Source organism: Haloferax sp. ATCC BAA-644 (assembly GCF_000336975.1).
GTDB lineage: Archaea > Halobacteriota > Halobacteria > Halobacteriales > Haloferacaceae > Haloferax > Haloferax volcanii.
In genome coordinates, this window is record NZ_AOLF01000036.1 from 46,533 (window position 1) to 67,467 (window position 20,935).

Here is a 20,935-nt window from a genome sequence, read left to right on the forward strand (position 1 = left end):
GTCGTCGCCGCGGCCTGTTGAGTCTTCTCGTCGTATCTTATCAGATTACAACTCTGTTTCTGAATCGGGTCCATTTACATTTTTAATCTAACAGTATCGGGTGTCAGAGTCAGGACTCGTCCGAGAAAACGGCTGACTGCGTCGTTATATACGTCTCATCGAATCGAATATGTTAATTTTCGTCTGTTGATAATACGTCGTAAATTTTCTAACTCAGAACCGAATACATAACGAACGAGTACAATTTATGACAGTCGATACTGACGCACCCGGGGCGGACAGGCGAAACCGGTTCGTCTACGTGACGGCCGCGCTCGCCGCCCTCAACGGACTGCTGTTCGGGTTCGACACGGGCATCATCTCGGGCGCGTTCCTCTACATCAGAGACGCGTTCACGATGACGCCGCTGGTGGAGGGCATCGTCGTCAGCGGCGCGCTGGCGGGCGCGGCACTCGGCGCGGCGCTCGGCGGCTACCTCGCCGACCGCTGGGGTCGCAGGCGGCTCATCCTCGTCAGCGCTGTCGTCTTCTTCGTCGGCTCGCTGGTGATGGCTATCGCGCCGACCGTCGAGGTGCTCGTCGTCGGGCGACTCATCGACGGCGTCGCCATCGGCTTCGCCTCCATCGTCGGCCCGCTGTATCTCTCCGAAATCGCGCCGCCGAAGATTCGCGGTTCACTGGTCTCGCTGAACCAGCTCGCGGTCACCGTCGGCATCCTCTCGTCGTACTTCGTCAACTACGCCTTCGCCGACGGCGGGCAGTGGCGCTGGATGCTCGGCACCGGCATGGTGCCCGCGGTCATCCTCGCGGCCGGGATGGTGTTCATGCCCGAGAGCCCCCGCTGGCTGGTCGAACACGACCGGGAGTCGAAGGCCCGCGACGTGCTCTCGCGGACCCGAACCGACGACCAGATTCGGGCCGAACTCGCAGAGATTAACGAGACCATCGAGGCGGAAGACGGCGGCCTGCTCGACCTCCTCGAACCGTGGATGCGCCCGGCGCTCGTCGTCGGCGTCGGCCTCGCCGTCCTCCAGCAGGTCACCGGCATCAACACGGTCATCTACTACGCGCCGACGATTCTCGAATCGACCGGCTTCGAGTCCTCGGCGTCCATCCTCGCCACGGTCGGCATCGGCGTCGTCAACGTCGTCATGACCGTCGTCGCGGTCGTTCTCATCGACCGCCGAGGCCGCCGCCCGCTGCTTTCGGTCGGCCTCGCGGGGATGACGCTCACGCTCGTCGCGCTCGGCGCGGCGTTCTACCTGCCGGGCTTTTCGGGATTCGTCGGCACGGTCGCCACCGGGAGCCTCATGCTCTACGTGGCCTTTTTCGCCGTCGGTCTCGGCCCGGTGTTCTGGCTTCTCATCTCCGAGATTTACCCGTTGAAGGTCCGCGGGACGGCCATGGGCGTCGTCACGGTGTTCAACTGGGTGGCGAACCTCGCGGTGTCGCTCGCCTTCCCCGTCATGGTCGCAGAAATCACGACCGCGGGGACGTTCTGGGTGTTCGCGGCGCTGAGCGCCGTCGCGCTCGCGTTCACCTATCGGTTCGTCCCCGAGACGAAGGGGCGGTCGCTGGAGGCCATCGAATCCGACCTCCGGGAGAATATGCTCGGCGGGTCGCCGGACGGGTCGTCGGCCGGTACCGTCTCTGACGACGACTGAGGGGACGCCGGCCGCGCGGCCCGACTTCTCGCGCGCTGGGCGGCGCGCCGCGGTCCGTCCTCACCCTCGACGCCCGTAACGTCGTCGCCCGCAGCACCGAGTCGTCGACGCTCGTGGGTCGCGGGTCGCGCGAATCTCCCGGTAGATGGTTCTTGTGGCCGACGCCCGGCTGACAGCTGTCGCCAATCCGCCCCGAACCGCGGCTGACGGGAGTCCTGTCGGGTGATTCGGTCGCCGTCGACGTTTTTGATTTCGATACCGGAGGCGAACCGTTGATATAGGAGAAGCGACCAGTCACAAACCGATCGAATCCTCGTATGGCGACAACATCCGAACCCGGACTCTCCGAGACGCGTATTCACGAGGTACTGAGTAACGACCGCCGTCGGATGGCCATCGAGTTCCTCCAAGACGGCGACCTGACGCTCCGCGAACTCTCGGAGCGCATCGCGGAAGCCGAGACCGGGGAGTCGCCGCCCCCGCGGAACATCCGGCAGAGCGCCTACGTCTCGCTGCAACAGACCCACATCCCGAAACTCGCCGAACTGGACATCGTGCACTACGACGAGGAGTCGAAAGTCGTCTCGCTGGCCGAGGCGGGCGACGTGACGGTCTACATGGAGGTCGTCCCCGAGGGCGAACTCTCGTGGAGCGAGTACTACGCCGCCCTCGCCGCGCTCGGCATCGTCCTCATGATTGCCGTCGCCGTCGGCGTCCCCGTCATCTCGGCCATCGGCGCGCCCGGTCTCGGCTCGCTCGTCTTCGCCGTCCTCGGCGGCTCCGCGGTCTACCAGCGCTGGACCCAAGAGGACTGACGCGCCTCGTCGCCCGGCTTTTCTCCCGAGCCCTTCGAACTCGACCGGCCACTCTCCCGTCGATATCGGTCGGCGGTGAGGTTTCGGTCGCAGCCGCCACGATTCGGCGTATGCGCGACTCTCCCGACCCGGCCGGACCGCCGACGGTCTGCGACGACTGCGGCGCGAGACACTCGTTTCGACGGCGGTTCGTCACCGGCGGCGGCTGGCGAACCGTCTATCGGTGTTCGGAGTGCGGTTCCCGCGCGTCGAGCGACGGCGACGGCGACGAGTGACCGAGTGGACCGCGGCGGGTCGGCGTCGCCGCCCGCGACTCTGCGGCGTCAGCAGTAGGTGTCGCGCATCGTCCGCGCGAACAGCCCTTCGCGGTCGAGCGCGATGGCGACGAGGACGAACTCCTCGTCGAGGGGGCGCAGAACGAACACCTCGCGGGGCGCGTCCGGCGCGTCGGTCTCGTCGTCGAGGCGGTCCAAAAGCGGGTCCACGGGGACGACGCCGTCGCCGAACTCGTCGAACAGGTCGCGCGCGCCGGGCTGTTTCGCGAAGACATAGAGCACGGCGTTGGGGTCGCCGTCGGTCCCGTAGGTGACGCGCGACCCGATGGCCTCGCCGTCGCCGGTCGCCCGCCACGTCTCGCGGGCGGCCTCGAACAGCCCCGTCGCGGCCCCGACGAACCGGAACCGGGTCCGGTCGCGGACCGACAGTTCCTCGAACTGCGGGTCGCCGTCGTCCCAGCGCAGCGTGGCCTCGATTTCGTTGCCGGGTTCGAGCGCCGACACGCGCGCTGCGAGGTCGCCGTCGTAGCCCGTTCGCGGGACGTAGGTCGGTGAGTAGGCGTCGTCGGCGTCGGTCTCGACGGCCGGGTCGGTCCAGTCGACGCGCTCGTCGGGGAGTTCGAGCAAGAGGAGTTCGTCTCCGTCGCGCGGACTGCGATAGACCCGAAATCGGCCGGCCGTCGTGACCTCCATGTCCGCGGCTACTGGGCGAACGGAAATACGCCTGCCGGTCGCCCGGCGACCGCGGGGGGTCGTCGTCGGTGGGTCGCCGGGGAGGTCGCCGCCGGAGGTCGCTGCCGGCGGGTCGTCGCCCGCGCACCTCGGCGCTCGCTCAGTCGTCGCCGCCGAAGGACGCGACCGCGCCGCGGAGACCGGCGTCGGTGTCGGAGCCCTGTTCCGTGACTCGCCACCCCGACAGCCCCATCGCCACGAGGATGAGCGGCGAGAGGAAGCCGAGGAAGTAGTAGGGCGCGTACTGGAGCGTCGGCACGCCGAGCACGTCGGCCATGTACGCGCCGCCGGTCCCCCACGGGATGAGCGCGCTCGTGGTCGTCCCCGCGGACTCGATGGCCCGCGAGAGGTTCCGGCTTTCGAGGTCGAAGTCGTCGTAGAGGCCGCGGAAGCTCATCCCGGGGACGACGATGCTCATGTACTGGTCGGCCGCGATGGCGTTCATCGCCAGCGACGAAGCGGCCGTCCCGACCGTCAGCGAGGCGACCGAGGTGAGCACCCGCCGCAGGCGGTGTGCGAGGACGGCGATGGAGCCGGTCCGTTCGAGAATCCCGCCGAGCGACAGCGACGCGAGGATGACGGTCATCGTCCACGCCGACCCGAGCAGGCCGTCGGAGGCGAGCAGCGAGTCGACCGTCTCGACGCCCGTCGCGGGCGCGGTGCCCGCGAAGGCGACGTTCCACGCGCCGACGAAGGTGTCGACCGCGACGGGGCCTTGGACGAACAGTTGGGTGAACGTCCCGGCGACAACGCCCGCGACGATAGACGGTAAGGCGGGATACCCACGGAGCGCGAGGACGAACGTCACGACGAGCGGCGCGAACACGAGCGGCGTCACGGCGTACGTCCCGGCGATGGCCGCCTGCATTTCTGCGACGCGCCCGACCGGGATGCTCCCGCTCGCCGTGAGGCCGAGGGCGGCGTAGGCGACGAGCGAGATTGCCAGCGCGATGGCCGTCCCGACGCGCATCGTCCGGACGTGAGTCAGGAGTTCGGTGTTCGTGACGGCGGCCGCGAGGTTCGTCGTGTCGGAAAACGGCGACACCTTGTCGCCGGTGTACGCGCCCGTCAGAACCGCGCCGGCGGTCATCGCGTCGGGCATCCCCAGCCCCGAGCCGATGCCGATGAAGGCGACGCCCAGCGTCGCGGCGGTCGTCCACGACGAGCCGATGGCGAAGGTGACCACGGCCGAAAGCAGCGTCGCCACGGGGAGGAACACCGCCGGCGACAGGAAGTCGAGGCCGTAGTAGATGAGCGCGGGAATCGTCCCCGCGGCAGTCCACGTCGAGATGAGCATGTAGACGACGAGCAGGATGAGGAGCGCCGACAGTCCCATGTTGATGCCGTCGCGGATGCCCGCCGAGAGCCGGGTCCACGGCAGCCCCAGCCAGTAGCGACCCACCGCGCCGGTGAGGATGATGCCCCACAGAAGCGGCAACTGCGGGTCGAGCCCGAGCCAGATGACGCCGACGCTCAGGAAGACGAGCATCCCGACGACGGGGACGAGCGCCTGCGCGAGCGACGGCCGCTCGGCCTCCGGGATGTCGTCGTACGTCAGCGGTTCGAACGAGAGTGTTGCCATTACCGAAAGCGATTATCCTCGTGGCGGGTTTGAATCTGACCCTTCGACTGTGACGGAAAATCGTTATCGTCGGTCGGTCGTCCGATTTCGTTGACGGGTCGGCGGCCCTACCGCGAGATGCCGTCGCCCTCTTCCGCGACGACGCGCTCGACGTCCTCGGGGGTGACGACGGCGATGTCGCCCTCGACGGTCCGCTTGAACGACGCCGTCGCCGAGGCCCACTCCAGCGACTCGGCCACGCTCCCGCCGTCGAGGTGCTTCGCGAGGAAGCCGCCGACGAAGGCGTCGCCGGTGCCGATGGCGTCGTGCGTCTCCGCCTCGTAGACGCCCTGTTCGGATACCGCGCCGTCGGACACCGCGAGCGACCCTTCCTCGCCGCGGGTGACGACGACGGTTTCGATGTCGTAGTCACCGGCGAGCCCGCGGGCGACCGACTCGGCGTCGCCGTCGCGCCCGAGGACGGTCGCCGCGTCGCGTTCGGCGGCGAAAAGCAGGTCGACCGAGTCGAGCAGGTCGCGGTAGACTTCGGCCGCCTCGTCGGGCGACCAGAGTTTCGTCCGGTAGTTCAGGTCGAAGGCGGTCGTCGTCCCGGCGTTCTGCGCCGCGTCGAGCACGTCGGCGGTGGTCTCGGAGAGCGTCTCGGAGAGCGCGGGCGTGATGCCGCTCGTGAAACACACCTCGGCGTCGCGGACGGCGTCGAGGTCGAACTCGCCCGTCCCCAGCGTCGTCACGGCCGCGTCGGCGCGGTCGTAGACGACGTTCGTCGGGCGCGGTGACGCCCCGTGTTCGAGGTAGTAGACGCCCTGTCGGGCGTCCGCGTCGTCGGTCCAGACGACGCCGTCGGTGTCGACGCCGTGGCTCCGAAGTTCGCTGACGATTCGCCGGCCGAGCGGCGAGTCCGGGAGCTTCGAGAACCACGCGGCGTCCCGGCCGAGTCGGGCGGCGGCGACGGCGACGTTCGACTCCGCGCCGCCCGCCTGCACTTCGAGTTCGCGGGCGGTTTCGAGTCGCTCGCCACGCGGCGGCGACAGCCGAAGCATCGTCTCGCCGAAGGTCACGAGTGCTGTCATGGACGGCCGTTCGCGGGCGCGATATAAACGTCCGGCGTTGCCGACGAGGTTCGCGCCCGCGGTTGATTCGGCCGCCCTTGCGGCCGGCTCACGCGGCCGTCAGCCGCCGGACGAGATAGATGAACGCGATGGGGATGCTCAAGAACGGAACCGCAATCAGGTAGTAGACGGGCGAGGGAACCCAGTCGCTCTCGCGGGCGAGGTCCAGTCGGTCGGCGTGCAGCGCTAGCGGGCCGACGACCACGGCGGCCACCGTCCCGTAGAGCCGAATCGCCTGCCCGGCCGCGTCGGCCCACGGGGGGACGCTCGGCCCCGTCGCCGCGGTGAAGAGATACGAGACGACGAGCACCAGCGGCCCGAAGCAGACGCCCAGAACGACCAGCGGGTTCATCGCCTCCACCGTCTCGGTGCCCGAACTTGAATCCTCGCCGCGGCTATCGGTTCCGAGAATCGGAATCGGTGGCGAGACCAGCGTGACCAGACGGCCACGTCGACTGACTCACTCGGGCTACTCCTCGCGTCGCCGCCCGCCGTGACCGGGGTAGTCGCGCTCGAATCGGGAGGCGATTTCGTCGCGGTCGAACTCGACGATGACCGGGCGGCCGTGGGGGCAGGCGTAGGGGTTCTCGCAGTCGTCGAGCGCCGCGAGCAGGTCGAGCACGGAGCCCTCCCGCAGCGACGTGTTGCCCGTAATCGAGGGGTAACACGCGAGGTCCGACAGCAGTTCGTCGGCGACGGCGTCGACGGTCTTCCGGCCGCCGTCGACCTCCTCGCGGACGAACGCCGTCAGCGCGTCCCGGAGCAGTTCGGGGTCGAGCGCGGCGTCGAACACCGCCGGGACGGTGCGCACCGAGACGGTCCGCTCGCCGGTCCGCCCGGCGTGGAAGCCCACCTGCGCCAGCGCCTCGCGGTACTCCTCGAACAGCGTCGCCTCGCGCGCGGTGAGTTCGAGGTCGACCGGCTCGGCCAGCGCCTGCGTCGGCGTGTCGCCTTCGACCTCGCCTCGCAGGCGCTCGTAGTTCACGCGCTCGTCGGCGGCGTGCTGGTCGACGAGCACCAGCCCCTCGTCGGTCTCGGCGACGATGTAGGTGTCCGCGAGTTGGCCGATGATTCGCATCGGCGGCAGCGAGTCGAACTCCGGCGAGAGGTCCGCTTCCCCGCCCGAGAGGTCGCGCTGGGTCGTCGGCGCGGCGATGCGCGAGGGGCTGCTTCGGGGCGCGTTGTCGTCCGCCCCCGAGTCGGCCGACGACGCCTCGTCCGGTGTCGACCTCGATTCGCTCCCGTCGTCGGTCGAAAGCGACGACTGCTCGGTCGTCTCCGGCCCCGGCGCGAGGTCGTACTCGCGGGGCGGCGTCGGCGGCGCGGACGACGGCACCGAGGTCGGGCCGGACGACTCCGTAGCCTCGGCGGACGCATCGGAGCCGTCGCCGGCAGCGGGGTCGCCGGACTCGACGCCCGAGTCTCGTTCAGTTGCAGGTGTGGTGTCCGGGTCGGCGTCCTCGGTCGCCTCCGGGCCGTCGGTCGCGGTCGAGTCCGCCCGAGCGCCCGATTCGCGGGCCTCCCGCGCCGACTGCACGTCCCGCGCGGACGGGGCGTCGCCATCCTTCGATTCGTCACCCGACTCCGAGTCGCGGACCTCGTGAGGGTCCAGTTGCGCCGCGTCGGCGTCGCCGCTCGACGAACCGGGTTCGATGGCCGCTTCGTCGGCTTTCGACCGGCCTCGCGGGGCCGACGACCGGACGAGACCGTGGCTTAACAGGGCGTCTTCGACCGCTTCGGTCACCTCGCGTTTGACGCCGGCTTCGTCGTCCCAGCGGACCTCCATCTTCCGCGGGTGGACGTTCACGTCCACGGCGTCGGGCGCGACCTCGACGAACAGCACCGCGAAGGGGTAGCGGTCGGCGTCGAGTTGGCCGCCGTAGGCGTCGAGGACGGCCTCGCGGAGCACGCGGTCGGTGACGTAGCGGTCGTTGACGAACGTCGAGAGGTAGTCGCGAGTGCTCCGGGTCGTCTCGGGGTGGCTCACGAGGCCCGAGACGGAGACGCCGGGGGCGTCGTGGTCCACGGGAACCATCGATTCCGCGACCTCGCGGCCGTACACCGAGAGCACGGTCGACTGGAGGTCGCCGCGGCCCTCGGTGGCGAACACCTCGCGGTCGTCGTGTTCGAGCGAGACGGCCACGTCCGGGTTGGCGAGGGCGTAGTGCGTGACGACCGCGTTGACGTGGTCGAACTCGGTCGCCGTCGTCTTGAGGAACTTCCGGCGGGCGGGCGTGTTGTAAAACAGGTCGTCGACCTCGACGACCGTCCCCTCGGGACAGCCGGCGGGTCGAATCGACTCGACCTCGCCGCCCTCGTACTGCAACTCGGTGCCCACGTCGCCGCCGCGGGGCTTCGACCGGATGGTCAGCCGCGACACCGCGCCGATGGTGTGGAGCGCCTCGCCGCGGAAGCCGAGGGTGCCGACGCCGGCTTCGAGGTCCTCGATGTCGCCGATTTTGCTCGTCGTGTGCTCGCGGACGGCGAGTTCGAGGTCGTCCTCGCTCATGCCGACGCCGTCGTCGCGGATGCGGACGCCCTCAACCCCGCCGGCGTCGACGGCCACGGAGATGCGCGTCGCGTCCGCGTCGAGGCTGTTTTCGAACAGCTCTTTGACGACCGAGGCCGGTCGCTCGACCACCTCGCCGGCGGCGATGCGCTGGATGGTCTTCTCGTCGAGCTGTTTGATGTCGCTCATTCGCCGTCACCGCCGTCGAGTTTCGACTGCCACGCCTGCACCTTCGCCATCAGGTCCAGCGGCGACGTGTCGTTCACGTCGGTCGATTGCAGTTCGTCGAGGACGGCTTCCGTCTCCGGGTCCAGCGCGGGTTCGGACTCGGAGTCGGACCCGGTCCCGGCGCGGTCCGCTTCAGCACTCCCTTCGACGGCCGCGGCCGCGTCCACCGAGCCGTTGCCGGCCGCACCCGTTCCAGTCGCGCCGTTCGCGGGCGCGCCGGAGCCAGCCGAATCGTCGCCGTCGCCGCCAGAGTCGCCGGCTTCGGCAACCTTCATCTGGCCGCTCCCCACGTCGAAGACGGCCTGCACGGGCTCCGAGGTGCCGGAGCCCTTCGCCTCGATTGCCTTCTCCTCGCGGAGTCGGTCCAGCACGTCGCCGGCGCGGTCGACCACCGGGCGCGGAACCCCCGCCAAATCTGCGACGTGAATCCCGTAGCTCCGGTCGGTCGGGCCGTCGACGACGGTTCTGAGGAACGTCACGTCGCCGTCGCGCTCGTCGGCCGCGACGTGGACGTTGGCGACGCGGTCGAGGTGGTCCGCGAGGCTCGTCAGTTCGTGGTAGTGCGTGGCGAACAGCGTCTTCGCGCGCACCTCGTTGTGGAGGTACTCGGTGGCCGCCCACGCGATGGAGATGCCGTCGTAGGTCGCGGTTCCGCGGCCCACCTCGTCGAGGATGACGAGCGAGTCCTCGGTGGCCGAGTGGAGGATGTTCGAGAGCTCTTGCATCTCGACCATGAACGTCGAGCGGCCCTGCGCGAGTTCGTCCAGCGCGCCGACGCGGGTGTAGATGCCGTCGACGACGCCGACGGTCGCGGAGCGAGCGGGGACGAAACTGCCGACCTGCGCGAGGAGCGTGATGAGCGCCGCCTGCCGCATGTACGTCGATTTGCCGGACATGTTCGGCCCGGTGACGATGAGGAAGCCGCGCTCGTCGTCCATGCGGAGGTCGTTCGGGACGAAGTCGGTCGTCGTCTCCACGACCGGGTGGCGACCGGCCTCGATGTCGAGCGCCCCGGCGTCGGTGAGTTCGGGGCGCGTCCACCCGTTGCCGGCGGCGTGGGTCGCGAGCGACGCCAGCGCGTCCACTTCGGCGATGGTCCGGCCCACGTCCTGCAAGAGTTCGGCGTGCCGGGCCACGCGCTCGCGGAGCTCTTCGAACAGTTCGTATTCGAGGTCGCCGCGGGCCTCTTCGAGCCGGAGAATCTCGCGTTCTTTCTCCTCTAGCTCCTCGGTGACGAAGCGCTTGGAGTTCTTGAGCGTCTTTATCTGCCGGTAGTGGTCCGGCACTTGGTCCGCGACCGACTTGCCGACCTGGATGTAGTAGCCGTCGGTCTTGTTGCGGTCGACGGTGACGTGCGAGAGGCCGTGGTCCCGCTTTTCGCGGTCAGCGAGCGTGTCGAGCCACGACTTCGCCGACTCGTGGCGCTCGATGAGGTCGTCGAGTTCGTCGTCGTAGCCCGTCTGGAACAACCCACCTTGCGTGACCGTCTTCGGCGGGTCCTCGGCGAGCGCGTCGGCGAGGTCCGTCCGGAGGTCTGCCGCGGCGTCTCGGTCGGGCCGCGAGACGACTTCCGCGAGCGGGGAGTCCGCGAGTTCGGTTCCCTCGATGGCGTCGGCGAGCGCGGGAAGCACCGAGAGCGTGTCGCGCACCGAAAGCAGCTCTGACGCGCCGGCGCTCCCGGACGCCGACCGGGAGGCGAGCCGTTCGAGGTCGTACGCTCCGTCGAGCACCTCGCGGACGCGCTCGCGGGCGAGCGCGGCCGACGCGAGCGACTCCACGGCGTCGTGTCGGCGGGCGAGTTCGTCGCGGTCGCGTCGGGGGCGGGTCAGCCACTCGCGGAGGAGGCGGCCGCCGGGCGAGGTGACGGTGTGGTCTATCGTGTCGAACAGCGACCCCGAGCGGTCGCCGTGCATCGTCTCGATGAGTTCGAGGTTGCGCTGGGTGGTCGCGTCGAGTTCGAGCAGGTCCGACGGGTGGTAGACTTGGAGGCGCGTCATCGACCGGAGGACGCCCGCGCCCGTCTCCTCGACGTAGGCGAGGACGCCGCCGGCGGCGCGGGTCGCGAGGTCGGAGTCGAGGCCGACGCTATCGACCGTTGACGCGCCGAACTGCTCGCGGACGGCGTGGCGGGCGCGACCCGGCGCGAACGCCTCGGCGGAGAACAGCGAGAAGGAGGCGTCGGTGGCCTCGCGCAGGCGCGAGAGCGTCTCGTCGTCGCTCCGCAGGTCCGGGCCGGGGAGGACTTCGACGGGGGCGAAGCGGTAGAGTTCGGCCGCGGCGTCGTCGACGGTCGCGGCCTCGGTGACGAGGAACTGGCCGGTCGTGATGTCGGCGAACGCGAGGCCGACGCCGTCGCCGCCGGTCACGACGGCCGCGAGGAACTGCGCGTCGGCGCGGGAGGTCTCGAGGAGCGTGCCCGGCGTGACGACGCGCTTTATCTCCCGTCGGAGGTCGCCGGACTCGGTCTCGTACTGGTCGGCGACGGCGACCCGGTAGCCGCGCTCGACGAGCGCCTTGAGATAGGGCGTCAGGTCGTTCAGCGGCACGCCCGCCATCGGGTACGACGACCCGTGCGAGGACTTCTGGGAGACTTTGAGGTCGAGTTCGCGGCCGACCGTCTCGGCGTCGTCGGCGAAGAACTCGTAGAAGTCGCCGCACTGCATGGCGAGCAGGTCGGCGTCGGTCTCCTCTTTCAACGAGAGGAACTGTCCGACGATTCCCTGAGTAGTCATGTCCGCACGTGGGCGGGCCGGCGGATAAAACGCTACGATGCCCCGGCCGACGGGGTCGCCGCCGCCGCCCCGACTCGCGGCGGCCCGACGCGGCGACGCCTCGATGTGGTGTGTGATACCTCGTCCATACTTCGCGTCTAATGTTGGACGATACTTCTAACGATACCGCGTCTGATAATCGGCGGCCCAAAATTATATACGGGAGTTGTTTCGGGGAATCTGTGACAGTCAGGCACGATAGACGAACGTTTCTCCGCACCGCCGCCGGCGCGGTGGGGCTCGGCTCGCTGTCCGGGTGCGTGGGAACGTTCGGAACGGAATCCGGGGAGCCCGTTCGATTCGGGGCGATGTTGCCCGTCAGCGGGTCGCTGGAGCAGGTGGGAACGCACGGCAAGCGCGCCGCCGAGCAGGCGGTCGAGGATATCAACCGGGCCGGCGGCGTGCTCGGGCGGCCGGTCGAACTGACCACCGTGGACACCGAGGGGTCGCCGTCGGTCGCGACCGACGGCTACGCCTCGCTGGCCGACGCGGGCGTCGTCGGCTTCGTCGGCGGCCTCGTCAGCGACGTGTCGCTCGCGCTCGCTCCGAAGGCGGCCGACGACGCCGTCATGGAGCTGTCGCCGGCGAGCACGAATCCGCGCCTCTCGGACGCCGGGCGCGCCGACGGTCGGAAGTTCTTCGGTCGGACCGTCCCGAGCGACAGCCTCCAGGCGACCGCGATGGCGAAGATTCTCGACGCGCCGCAGTACGCCGACGCCGACCGGGTCGCCCTCCTCACCGTCGACGGGGCCTTCGGCTCCGACCTCGGCACCGCGCTCGGCGACCAACTCGACGCGGAAGTCGTCACTGAGGTCAGCTACGACCCGAGCGCGGAGGCCTTCGGCGGCGTCATAGACGAGGTGTTCGCTGACTCGCCCGAGGCGGTCGGCTTCGTCAGCGTCCCCGGACAGGAACGGGGCGTCCTCGACGCCTACGGCGCGTCCGACCACGAGGCCCCGTGGGTCTTCTCGGCGGGCCTGTTCGACGGCGAGATTCCGCCCTACTACGAGGGGTTTTACAGCGCCTCGCTGTCGTCGGTTCGGACCGACGGCTACTTCCATCTCACCCAGCGGCTCTCCGACATCGCGCCGCTCCGGCCCTACGCGGCGAACGCCTACGACGCCCTGTTCCTCATGGCGACGGCGGCCGAGTACGCCGGTGAGGCGTCGGGTCCGGCCATCGCCGACGCTCTCCAGACCGTCTCCGGCGGGACCGGCCACACCGTCTCAGTCGGCGAGTTCGACCGGGTTCGGACGCTCGTCGACGCCGGCCGCGAACTGAACTATCAGGGCGCGTCGAGCGGGGTCGACCTCACGGAGGCGCTCGAACCGCTGAGTTCGTACCTCGTCGAGCGCGTCCGCAACGGCTCGGTCGAGCAGGTCGAACTCCTCCAGCGCCAGTTCTTCGAGTCCGGAGGCGGACAATGAACCCGTTTTCGCGGCTGACGAGTCTGCTCGAACGGGCGCTTCCGAACGTGATTCGCCGGCGCTACGCGGCGAAGTTCGGGGTCGTGCTCCTCCTCATCGCGGTCGTCATGGGCGGCGCGGGCGCGTACATCCACTTCGACACCAAGTCGGTCGTCGAGTCGCAGACCGAATCGCAGATTCGCGGCGCGGCGTCGACGGAGGCCAAGTCGGTCTCCGACTGGGTGACCTCGAAGGAGTCGACCGTCTCGTTCCTCGCTGAATCGCTCGCCGACCAGCCGGCGGGCACCTCGGCGGCCGACCACCAGCGGTGGCTCGAAGGGAAACTCATCCAGCTCTCCGGCGACGTTCGCTCGCTCCACTACGTCGACGCCGACACCGGCGCGGTCGTCGCCAGCACGACCGACAGCGCGACCGGGCAGTCGCTCGACTCGCTGTCCGCGCCGTGGACCGACGACGCCGCGGCGCTGGCGTCGGGCCAGTCCGTGACCGTCTCCGCGCCCTACGAATCCGGCGGCGAGCCGGTCGTCGCGTTCGCCGCGCCCGTCTCCGGGGTCGACGGCGCGGTCGTCCTGACGGCGTCGCTCGAAGCCGGCTCCCACCAGTTCGAGTCGCCCTACGCGACCGGCGACACCAAGGTCGTCACCGAGTCCGGGACCATCCTGTTCGACAACCGCAAGGCGTCCATCCTCGACGAGTACGCGGCCGCCGACGGCTCGTCAGTCGAGGCCATCGACGCCGCGATGTCCGGCCAGACCGGCTACGAGGTCGTCTCCGCCCGCACGGGCATGGAGCCCGGCGAGTACGCGATGGCGTACGCGCCCATCACCGGCACCGACTGGGTGGTCACCTACCACGTCCCGGCCGAGCGGGCGTTCGCGCTCCAGTCGCACGTGACGACGAACGTGATGTTCCTCGTCGCGTTCGCCGTCGGCGCGCTGTTCCTCGTCGGGGCGACCATCGGTCGCGGCACCGCGCGGTCTCTCTCGGTCGTCGCCCGCAACGCAGACGACATCGCCAACGGCGAGGTCGACGGCGACCTCCCGAACACCGCCCGCATCGACGAGATGGGCCGGCTGTACGACTCCTTCGAGTCGATGCAGGCGTATCTGACGACCGTCGCCGGGCAGGCCGAGGCGCTCGCGGACAAGCGCTTCGACGACCCCGTCCTCGACGAGGACATTCCGGGGTCGTTCGGTGAGTCGATGGGGCAGACGCACACGGAGCTCGAAGCCCTCATCACCGAACTCGAAGCGACGGCCGCCGAGTTCAGCGAGACGATGGCCGACGCCGCCGACGGCGACCTCACGCGCCGGATGTCCGAGGACGCCGACAACGACGCGATGAACGAGATGGCGCGGTCGTTCAACGACATGGCCGACGAACTCGAAGCGACCGTCGCGGAGGTCGTCGAGTTCGCCGAGACCGTCGCCGCGGCCAGCCAGGAAGTCACCGCGAGCTCCCAGGAGATAGAGCGCGCGAGCCGGCAGGTCAGCGAGTCCACGCAGGTCATGGCCGAGGGCGCGCACGAACAGCGCGAGAACCTCCGGCAGACGACGAGCGAGACGAGCAACCTCTCTGCGACCATCGAGGAGGTCGCCTCCTCGGCGAGCGAACTCGAACGCACGGCCCAACACACCCTCGAAGCGAGCGAGGACGGCCACGAGGCGGCCGCCAACGCCATCGACACCATCGAGACCGTCGAGACACAGACCCGCCGGACGGTCGACCGCATCGAGGACCTCGAAGGCGACATGGCCGAAATCGGCGACATCGTCGAACTCATCACCGACATCGCGGAGCAGACGAACATCCTCGCGCTCAACGCGAACATCGAGGCCGCCCGCGCGGGCGAGGCCGGCGAGGGCTTCTCGGTCGTCGCCAACGAGGTCAAGGAACTCGCCGGCGAGACCAAGGCCTCCGCCGAGGAGATCGAGGCGACCATCGAGGAGGTCCAAGCGAAGTCCGCGGCGTCCGTCTCCGAGATGCGCGAGACGCGCGACGCCGTCGATTCCGGCGTCGACGCGGTCCAGACCGCCCGCGACTCGCTCGACACCATCGTCGAGAACGTCCGCGAGACGACCGACGGCGTCGACGAAATCAGCCGGACCACCGACGAGCAGGCCGCCTCGACCGAGGAGGTCGCGTCGATGATGGACCGCGTGTCCGATATCAGCGACGAGACCGCCGAGCGAGCCGAATCGGTCGCGGCCGCGGCCGAGGAACAGACCGCCTCGCTCAGCGAGGTCTCGGACGGCGCGGACCGCCTCGCAACCCAGTCCGAGCGGCTGATGTCGCTCGTCTCCGAGTTCACCGTCGACCACGACGCCGCGGACCGCGCCGGTGCGCGCACCGGCGCTGACACCGCTCCGTCCGCCGAACTCGACGCGCCGACGACCGACGGCGGCCTCGACGGCGACGGACCCGATGACGATGGCATCGACGACGACACCGACCGCTCTGCCGACGACCGTTCCGACCGACTCGACTGACGCCGCGACCCGCCGCCGAAGCGCGGCCTCGCGGCCGTCCGAACCGTCGGTTCCCGATTCGGCCCTCCCACGCGACCACCGTTTTTCTCGACTGTTTCGCGTCCCGCAGCCGGCTGTCGGCTGTGACCGTTTTCGTACCACCTCAGACTCACAGTTGATAATCCGGAGCGTAGCGTTATACCGGCAATCTGCGTGGGGGGAGACATATGGACCTGCTTTCGCGACTCGCGGCGCTGGTCCCGGGGGTCGGGGCTCGGACGCGGACCGACGGCGGCGCACAGGCTGACGAACGAGGGACGGTCGCGGCGGCGACCGAGCAGTTGCACACCGGTGCCCTGCTCGACGGCGTGGGGATGCCGGTGTTCGTCCTCGACGCCGACGGGCGGGTCATCGCGTGGAACGACCCGATTACGACGCTCACGGGCGTTCCCGCGGCGGAGGCGCTCGGGTCGGAGCACGTGAGCGAGCTGTTCTACCCGGACGGCCGGCGGGCGAAGACGCTCGCCGACAAGGTGCTCGACGACCCACGGGGTGCCGACGTGGTCCACGGCCTCGACGTGGTCGACGAGGCCAGTCGGCTCTACCGCGACACCAGCACGATGACGGACCGGCACGGCGCGAAGCGCCATATCTCCTTCACCGCCCAACCGCTGTTCGAGGGCGACGAACTGGTCGGCGTCGTCGAGGCGGTCCACGACCGGACCGACGCGGTGGAGAAACAGCGGGCGTCCGAGGCGCTCGTCGAGGAGGTCTCGACCACCATCGGGAGCCTCACCGCCGGCGACCTCTCTGCCCGGGCGTCGTTCACGGACGACCGCGGCGTCCTCGACGACGAGACGCTGGCGGTCGTCTCGGACCTCAACGAGATGGCGACCCGGTTCGACCGCCTCGCCAGCGAGGTCGACGCCACGACCGCCGACCTCGGCGGGGCGATTCAGCGGGCGGCGACCGCCGCGACCGACATCGAATCGCAGGTCACGGAGCAGGCGGACCTCCTCTCGACGGGCGCAGAGGAGATGCAGGAGCTGTCGGCCAGCATGGAGGAGATAGCGGCCACCTCCGACGAGGTCGCGTCGGCGGCGAACCAGGCCCGCGCGGCCGCCGAAAACGGCCACGAGGCCGGCCAGAGCATCCGAACCGCGACAGACCAAGTCATCGACATCTCCGACGAACTGCTCGACAGCGTGACCGAACTCCAACAGCGCATGGGCGTCATCGAGGAGGTCGTCGAGGTCATCGCGGAGGTCGCAGACCGGACGAACCTGCTCGCGCTCAACGCGAACATCGAGGCCGCCCGCGCGGGCGAGGCGGGCGAGGGCTTCTCGGTCGTCGCCGACGAGGTCAAACAGCTCGCGAACCAGACCCACGAGCACACCGAAGAAATCGCGGACAGCATCACCGAGATTCAGGAACAGGCCGACGAGACGGTGCTGGCCTCCGAGCAGTCACACGAGCAGATTCAGGTCGCCTCCGGCGAAATCGAGGACGTGCTCGGCTCGCTCTCCGAAATCGCCGACGCCGCGGATTCCGCGGCCAACGGCATCACCGAGGTCGCTCGCGCGACCGACTCGCAGGCGACGAACATCGAGGAGGTCACGAGTACGATTCAGATGGCCCAAGAGCACGCGACCGCCGCCGAATCGTCGACGACCGACATCACCGACGCGACGGCCGACCAGACGGTCGCGCTCGACGCGCTCGCTGACCGGGTGGACGCCCTCGTCGGCGGCGACGCCGCGGCGGTCGAGGAACTGGACGCGATGGACCTCGACGACGCGGCCGGCAGCGCGGACAGCGACGCGGATGCCGACTCGGTTCGCGCGGCGACCGACGGCGGTTCGGACGACGAGTTCGGCGGGTTCCAGTTCGACCGGTAGCGCACCCGCCGAGTCGGTCACGGGTCGGAGTCCGCCTTTCGTTCAGCGGTCATCTCTCCGCACTCCGACACAACGGGTATCCGCGTCGGATTCGTCGGTCAGCACGCTGCGGGTTCTCATCGCCGTCGAAATCATCATCCAACAGATACTTGGTCGATAGCGGAACTCGGTTAGAACGATGTCCGAGTCGAATCTCTCTGGTCGTGTCGCCCTCGTTACGGGAAGCAGCCGCGGTATCGGCGCTGAAACGGCGAAACTGCTCGCTGACCGCGGCGCGAAGGTCGTTATCAACTATCGCTCTAGCGAGACGGAGGCCCACGCGGTGGCCGACGAAATCCGCGACGCCGGCGGTGAGGCGCTCGTCGCGCAGGCCGACGTGACAGACGCGTCCGCGGTCGAGCAGATGGTCGAGGGCATCATCGACCGCTGGGGACGGATAGACGTGCTCGTCAACAACGCGAACATGCCGTTCGCGACGAAATCGTTCGAGTCGATGACGTGGGACGAGTTCTCGTCGAAACTCGACGCCGAACTCAAAGCCGCGTTCACCGTCTCGAAAGCGGTGTTGCCGCAGATGGTCGAACAGGAGTACGGCCGCGCGATATACGTCTCCAGCGGCGCCGGACAGAATCCCTCGCCGGGGTTCATCGCTCACGGCACGGCCAAGAGCGGCCTCGACGCGTTCGCCAAGTACATCGCCCAGGAGTACGGCCCCCACGGCATCACCGCGAACGTCGTGGCGCCGGGACTGGTCGAGACCGACGCCACGGCGGGTCATATCGACGAGATACGCGATCAGGTCGCGTCGCAAACCCCGCTGAACCGGGTGGCCCAACCCGAGGACGTGGCACACGCGATTGCCGCACTCGCCGGTGAGGGCGCTCAGTTCGTGACCGGAACCTACACGCCCGTCAACGGCGGCAGCGAGATGGAGTAACCCCGACGCGCTCTCCTCAGTCGAGGCTGATTGCACAGCTCTCGACGTAGTCGATGTCCTCGATGGAGTCGACGCCGCCCTCGCCGCAGACGGGGCAGTCCGGGGTCTTCCGGTACGGCACCGTCTCGAACGTCATGTCCATCGCGTCGTAAAACATGAGCCGCCCGTCGAGCACCTCGCCCTCGTCGAGGAGGAGCTTCATGGCTTCCGTCGCCTGAATACAGCCGACCGTCCCGGGGAGGACGCCGAGGACGCCCGTCGTCGCGCAGTCGGGGACCGTCCCCGGCTCGGGCGCTTCGGGGAACAGACATCGATAGCAGGGTCCGTCGGGGACGAGCGTCGTCGCCTGTCCCTCGAACTTGTATATCGCGCCGTGGACCAGCGGGATTTCCTCGAAGCGACAGACGTCGTTGAGGAGATAGCGCGTCGGGAAGTTGTCCGAGGCGTCGACCACCACGTCAGCGCCCGCGACGATCTCGTGGACGTTCGACTTGTCCACGCGGGCTTCGACCGGTTCGACCGACACGTCGGGGTTGAGCCCGCGGACGAACGCGGCGGCGCTCTCGGCCTTCGGCGTCCCCACGTCGTCGTCGCGGTGGACGACCTGCCGCTGGAGGTTGCTCCGCTCGACCACGTCGTCGTCGACGACGACGAGTTCGCCGACGCCGACCGCCGCGAGGTACTGGATGGCCGGCGCGCCCAACCCGCCCGCGCCGACGACGACGACCCGCGACGAGAGCAGTCGCCCTTGGCCCTCCGGGCCGACCTCGTCCATGATGATGTGCCGCGAGTAGCGGTCCAACTGGGTGGCGTCGAGTGAGAGCGCCATATCCCGAGGTTGGCGTCGCCCCCGAATAAAGCCGCGGCACGGGCGCGCCCCTCCCTCCGACCCCCGAACCGTCGCCGCCGGCGACGACATCGCCGGAAGCGACGCGCCTTTGGCGCTCCGCCCGTTCACGTCGGGTATGGTCGCCGAGACGACGCCCGACGAACTACGCGAGAAACTGGCCGACGACGACGAGCTCGCCGTCGTCGATATCCGAGACCCCTCGTCGTACACGTCCGGCCACATCCCCGGGTCGGAGAACCTCCCGGCGGCGACGCTCGGCCCCGAGGTGTTCGACCGCGAGTGGCCCGCCGAGGTGGTCGTCTCGTGTTACGTCGGCAAGAGTTCGAAACAGGTCGCCTCGGTGCTGGACAGCAACGTCGACGCCGACGTGTCCAGCCTCCGCGGCGGCTTCGACGCGTGGGACGGCGCGGTCGAAGACGGCACCGAGAGCGAGGGCGAGGCGGACCTCGGTCCCACGTCGCCGTTCTGAGTCACTTCTGCGGACGCTTTTCGACAGCCTGCAAGCGACGCCCGCGCCTACTCACCGGGAACCGTGACGGGCGACCCGCGACGCCGGTTCCGGTTTCGAAGATAGAAGACGAAGACCGCGAGGCCGCCGAGCACCGGGAGGAGGATGAATGCCACGAAGAACCCGACGGCCCACATGTCGGCCGTCTCCATCGCGCGGCGCTTCGCGTCCCGGTATATCCACGCCGCTCCGAGGACCGCGGCGGCGACGAGTATCGGTCCGCTGAGTTCGATACTGACCATGGGGTCGATTCGGTGGTCCGGTCCCGCCCTGATAAGGATGGATGCTTCGAGACAGAGCCGCGGCTCGATGGTCGATAAAGAGAGAAATCGGCGCGGTGCGCGGGGCGTTACTTGCCGCGGCCGTTGCCGGCGCGGATGGAGGGACGGTTGTGTTCCGTGCCCTTGCCGCGGTTCTGGAGACCGCGGTTCTTCTTGCCCGCGTTGGTGAGACCGCGGAAGGCGCGGCCCTCGTGGGTGTCGTCGCAGATCCAGTTGAGGTCGTCGTCGTTCTGGATGGCCGGGTGCTCGGGGTCGACGAGGATGACTTCCTGCCACTTCTGGGAGCCGTCCTGTCCGACGCCGTAGGAGTTCAGCACGCGCAGGTTGGGGTGCTTGCGGGAGGCGCGCTCCTCCGCGATGCGCGGGATGGACTTGCGGCGGCCGATGCGGTTGACGCCCTGGCGCTTCGTGCGGCGGCCGGCCTTGTGGCGCTGTTTGCGCGCGCCGCCCTTGCGGACGGAGACGCGGACCACGATGATGCCCTGCTTGGCCTTGTAGCCGAGCTCACGGGCCTTGTCGAGGCGGGTGGGGCGCTCGATGCGCTCGATAGCGCCCTGGTTGCGCCACTCCTGTTTTCGCTGCCACTGGAGTTCGGCCAGCTTGCCTTCCTTCGGGGTCTTCCACGCTTCCTTGATGTGGGAATAGAAGCTTCGTGCCATTGTGTATCACCGCGGGCGCTTGCGATTCAGTCCGTCGGGGAACTTCCCTGAGACCACATTTCGTCCCGTGCGTGACGGGTGCCCTCTGGCGTGCCCGCGTTGCCAGCGAGTTAGCGGAACTACCAACAGGGGAGGGTTAAGGACTTCGAATTCGAGCGACGCGCGTGCCACCGACTGGCGCGGAGAGACGGCCGAAAAAAGCGGTATCGAGGGTGCGCCCGAC

At 69.0% G+C, this 20,935-nt stretch carries 17 protein-coding genes; 8 read left to right on the top strand and 9 right to left on the bottom strand.

The genetic code is table 11. The features are described from left to right. The first annotated feature begins 247 nt into the window (after positions 1–247). The 3 genes from C458_RS16005 to C458_RS18570 all read left to right on the top strand — a co-directional run bounded on the left by C458_RS16005 (position 248) and on the right by C458_RS18570 (position 2,753). On the top strand, positions 248–1,663 hold the full coding sequence (locus C458_RS16005; RefSeq protein ID WP_008577237.1) for a sugar porter family MFS transporter: 1,416 nt from the start codon (positions 248–250) through the stop codon (positions 1,661–1,663). Positions 1,664–1,980: 317 nt separating this feature from the next. Continuing rightward, complete coding sequence (locus tag C458_RS16010) at positions 1,981–2,478, top strand: hypothetical protein (RefSeq protein WP_008577239.1); 498 nt, start codon at positions 1,981–1,983, stop codon at positions 2,476–2,478. 110 nt (positions 2,479–2,588) lie between these two features. Next, on the top strand, positions 2,589–2,753 hold the full coding sequence (locus tag C458_RS18570) for a hypothetical protein (protein WP_008577241.1): 165 nt from the start codon (positions 2,589–2,591) through the stop codon (positions 2,751–2,753). Between the two features lie 48 nt (positions 2,754–2,801). Here the strand turns inward: C458_RS18570 and C458_RS16015 are convergent, their stop codons facing one another. The 6 genes from C458_RS16015 to mutS all read right to left on the bottom strand — a co-directional run bounded on the left by C458_RS16015 (position 2,802) and on the right by mutS (position 11,645). Next, entirely contained in the window at positions 2,802–3,446 is a 645-nt protein-coding gene (locus C458_RS16015; protein ID WP_008577243.1) for a DUF6663 family protein, read from the bottom strand. A 139-nt stretch (positions 3,447–3,585) separates the two neighbouring features. Beyond that, positions 3,586–5,067, bottom strand: coding sequence for a Na+/H+ antiporter NhaC family protein (locus C458_RS16020; RefSeq protein ID WP_008577245.1), 1,482 nt, complete (start codon positions 5,065–5,067; stop codon positions 3,586–3,588). Between the two features lie 107 nt (positions 5,068–5,174). Continuing rightward, complete coding sequence (gene kdgK1 / locus C458_RS16025; protein WP_008577247.1) at positions 5,175–6,137, bottom strand: bifunctional 2-dehydro-3-deoxygluconokinase/2-dehydro-3-deoxygalactonokinase; 963 nt, start codon at positions 6,135–6,137, stop codon at positions 5,175–5,177. Positions 6,138–6,225: 88 nt separating this feature from the next. Further along, entirely contained in the window at positions 6,226–6,528 is a 303-nt protein-coding gene (locus tag C458_RS16030) for a hypothetical protein (protein ID WP_004044381.1), read from the bottom strand. A 117-nt stretch (positions 6,529–6,645) separates the two neighbouring features. Next, a complete protein-coding gene (gene mutL / locus C458_RS16035) occupies positions 6,646–8,874 on the bottom strand; it encodes a DNA mismatch repair endonuclease MutL (protein ID WP_008577253.1) in 2,229 nt (742 codons plus the stop codon). Further along, positions 8,871–11,645 carry a DNA mismatch repair protein MutS gene (gene mutS / locus C458_RS16040; protein WP_008577257.1) on the bottom strand — a complete coding sequence of 925 codons (2,775 nt, stop codon included), beginning with the start codon at positions 11,643–11,645 and terminating at the stop codon, positions 8,871–8,873. Before mutS ends, mutL begins: the two co-directional genes overlap by 4 nt. A 287-nt stretch (positions 11,646–11,932) precedes the next feature. Here mutS and C458_RS16045 point away from each other — a divergent pair, with 287 nt between their 5' ends. The 4 genes from C458_RS16045 (at position 11,933) to C458_RS16060 (ending at position 18,414) form a co-directional block, all read left to right on the top strand. Next, the gene (locus tag C458_RS16045) at positions 11,933–13,111 is read left to right on the top strand and encodes an ABC transporter substrate-binding protein (protein WP_394295456.1); all 1,179 of its coding nucleotides are present in this window, start codon (positions 11,933–11,935) and stop codon (positions 13,109–13,111) included. After that, positions 13,108–15,600, top strand: a complete 2,493-nt coding sequence (locus tag C458_RS16050; protein WP_008577260.1) for a methyl-accepting chemotaxis protein — start codon at positions 13,108–13,110, stop codon at positions 15,598–15,600. Before C458_RS16045 ends, C458_RS16050 begins: the two co-directional genes overlap by 4 nt. A 206-nt stretch (positions 15,601–15,806) precedes the next feature. Next, a complete protein-coding gene (locus tag C458_RS16055; protein ID WP_008577263.1) occupies positions 15,807–17,477 on the top strand; it encodes a methyl-accepting chemotaxis protein in 1,671 nt (556 codons plus the stop codon). A gap of 178 nt (positions 17,478–17,655) precedes the next feature. Further along, positions 17,656–18,414 (top strand): SDR family NAD(P)-dependent oxidoreductase, encoded by a 759-nt coding sequence (locus C458_RS16060; protein ID WP_008577265.1) that lies wholly within the window; start codon positions 17,656–17,658, stop codon positions 18,412–18,414. A gap of 16 nt (positions 18,415–18,430) precedes the next feature. Here C458_RS16060 and C458_RS16065 read toward each other — a convergent pair whose 3' ends face one another. Beyond that, positions 18,431–19,243 carry a molybdopterin-synthase adenylyltransferase MoeB gene (locus C458_RS16065; protein WP_008577267.1) on the bottom strand — a complete coding sequence of 271 codons (813 nt, stop codon included), beginning with the start codon at positions 19,241–19,243 and terminating at the stop codon, positions 18,431–18,433. Between the two features lie 136 nt (positions 19,244–19,379). Here C458_RS16065 and C458_RS16070 point away from each other — a divergent pair, with 136 nt between their 5' ends. Beyond that, positions 19,380–19,733, top strand: coding sequence for a rhodanese-like domain-containing protein (locus C458_RS16070; protein ID WP_004044374.1), 354 nt, complete (start codon positions 19,380–19,382; stop codon positions 19,731–19,733). Positions 19,734–19,780: 47 nt separating this feature from the next. On the opposite strand, the gene C458_RS16075 is transcribed toward C458_RS16070, so the two are convergent. Continuing rightward, positions 19,781–20,014 (bottom strand): hypothetical protein, encoded by a 234-nt coding sequence (locus tag C458_RS16075; protein ID WP_008577269.1) that lies wholly within the window; start codon positions 20,012–20,014, stop codon positions 19,781–19,783. Positions 20,015–20,121: 107 nt separating this feature from the next. Next, positions 20,122–20,712 (bottom strand): 50S ribosomal protein L15e, encoded by a 591-nt coding sequence (locus C458_RS16080; RefSeq protein WP_004044372.1) that lies wholly within the window; start codon positions 20,710–20,712, stop codon positions 20,122–20,124. Between the last annotated feature and the right edge of the window lie 223 nt (positions 20,713–20,935).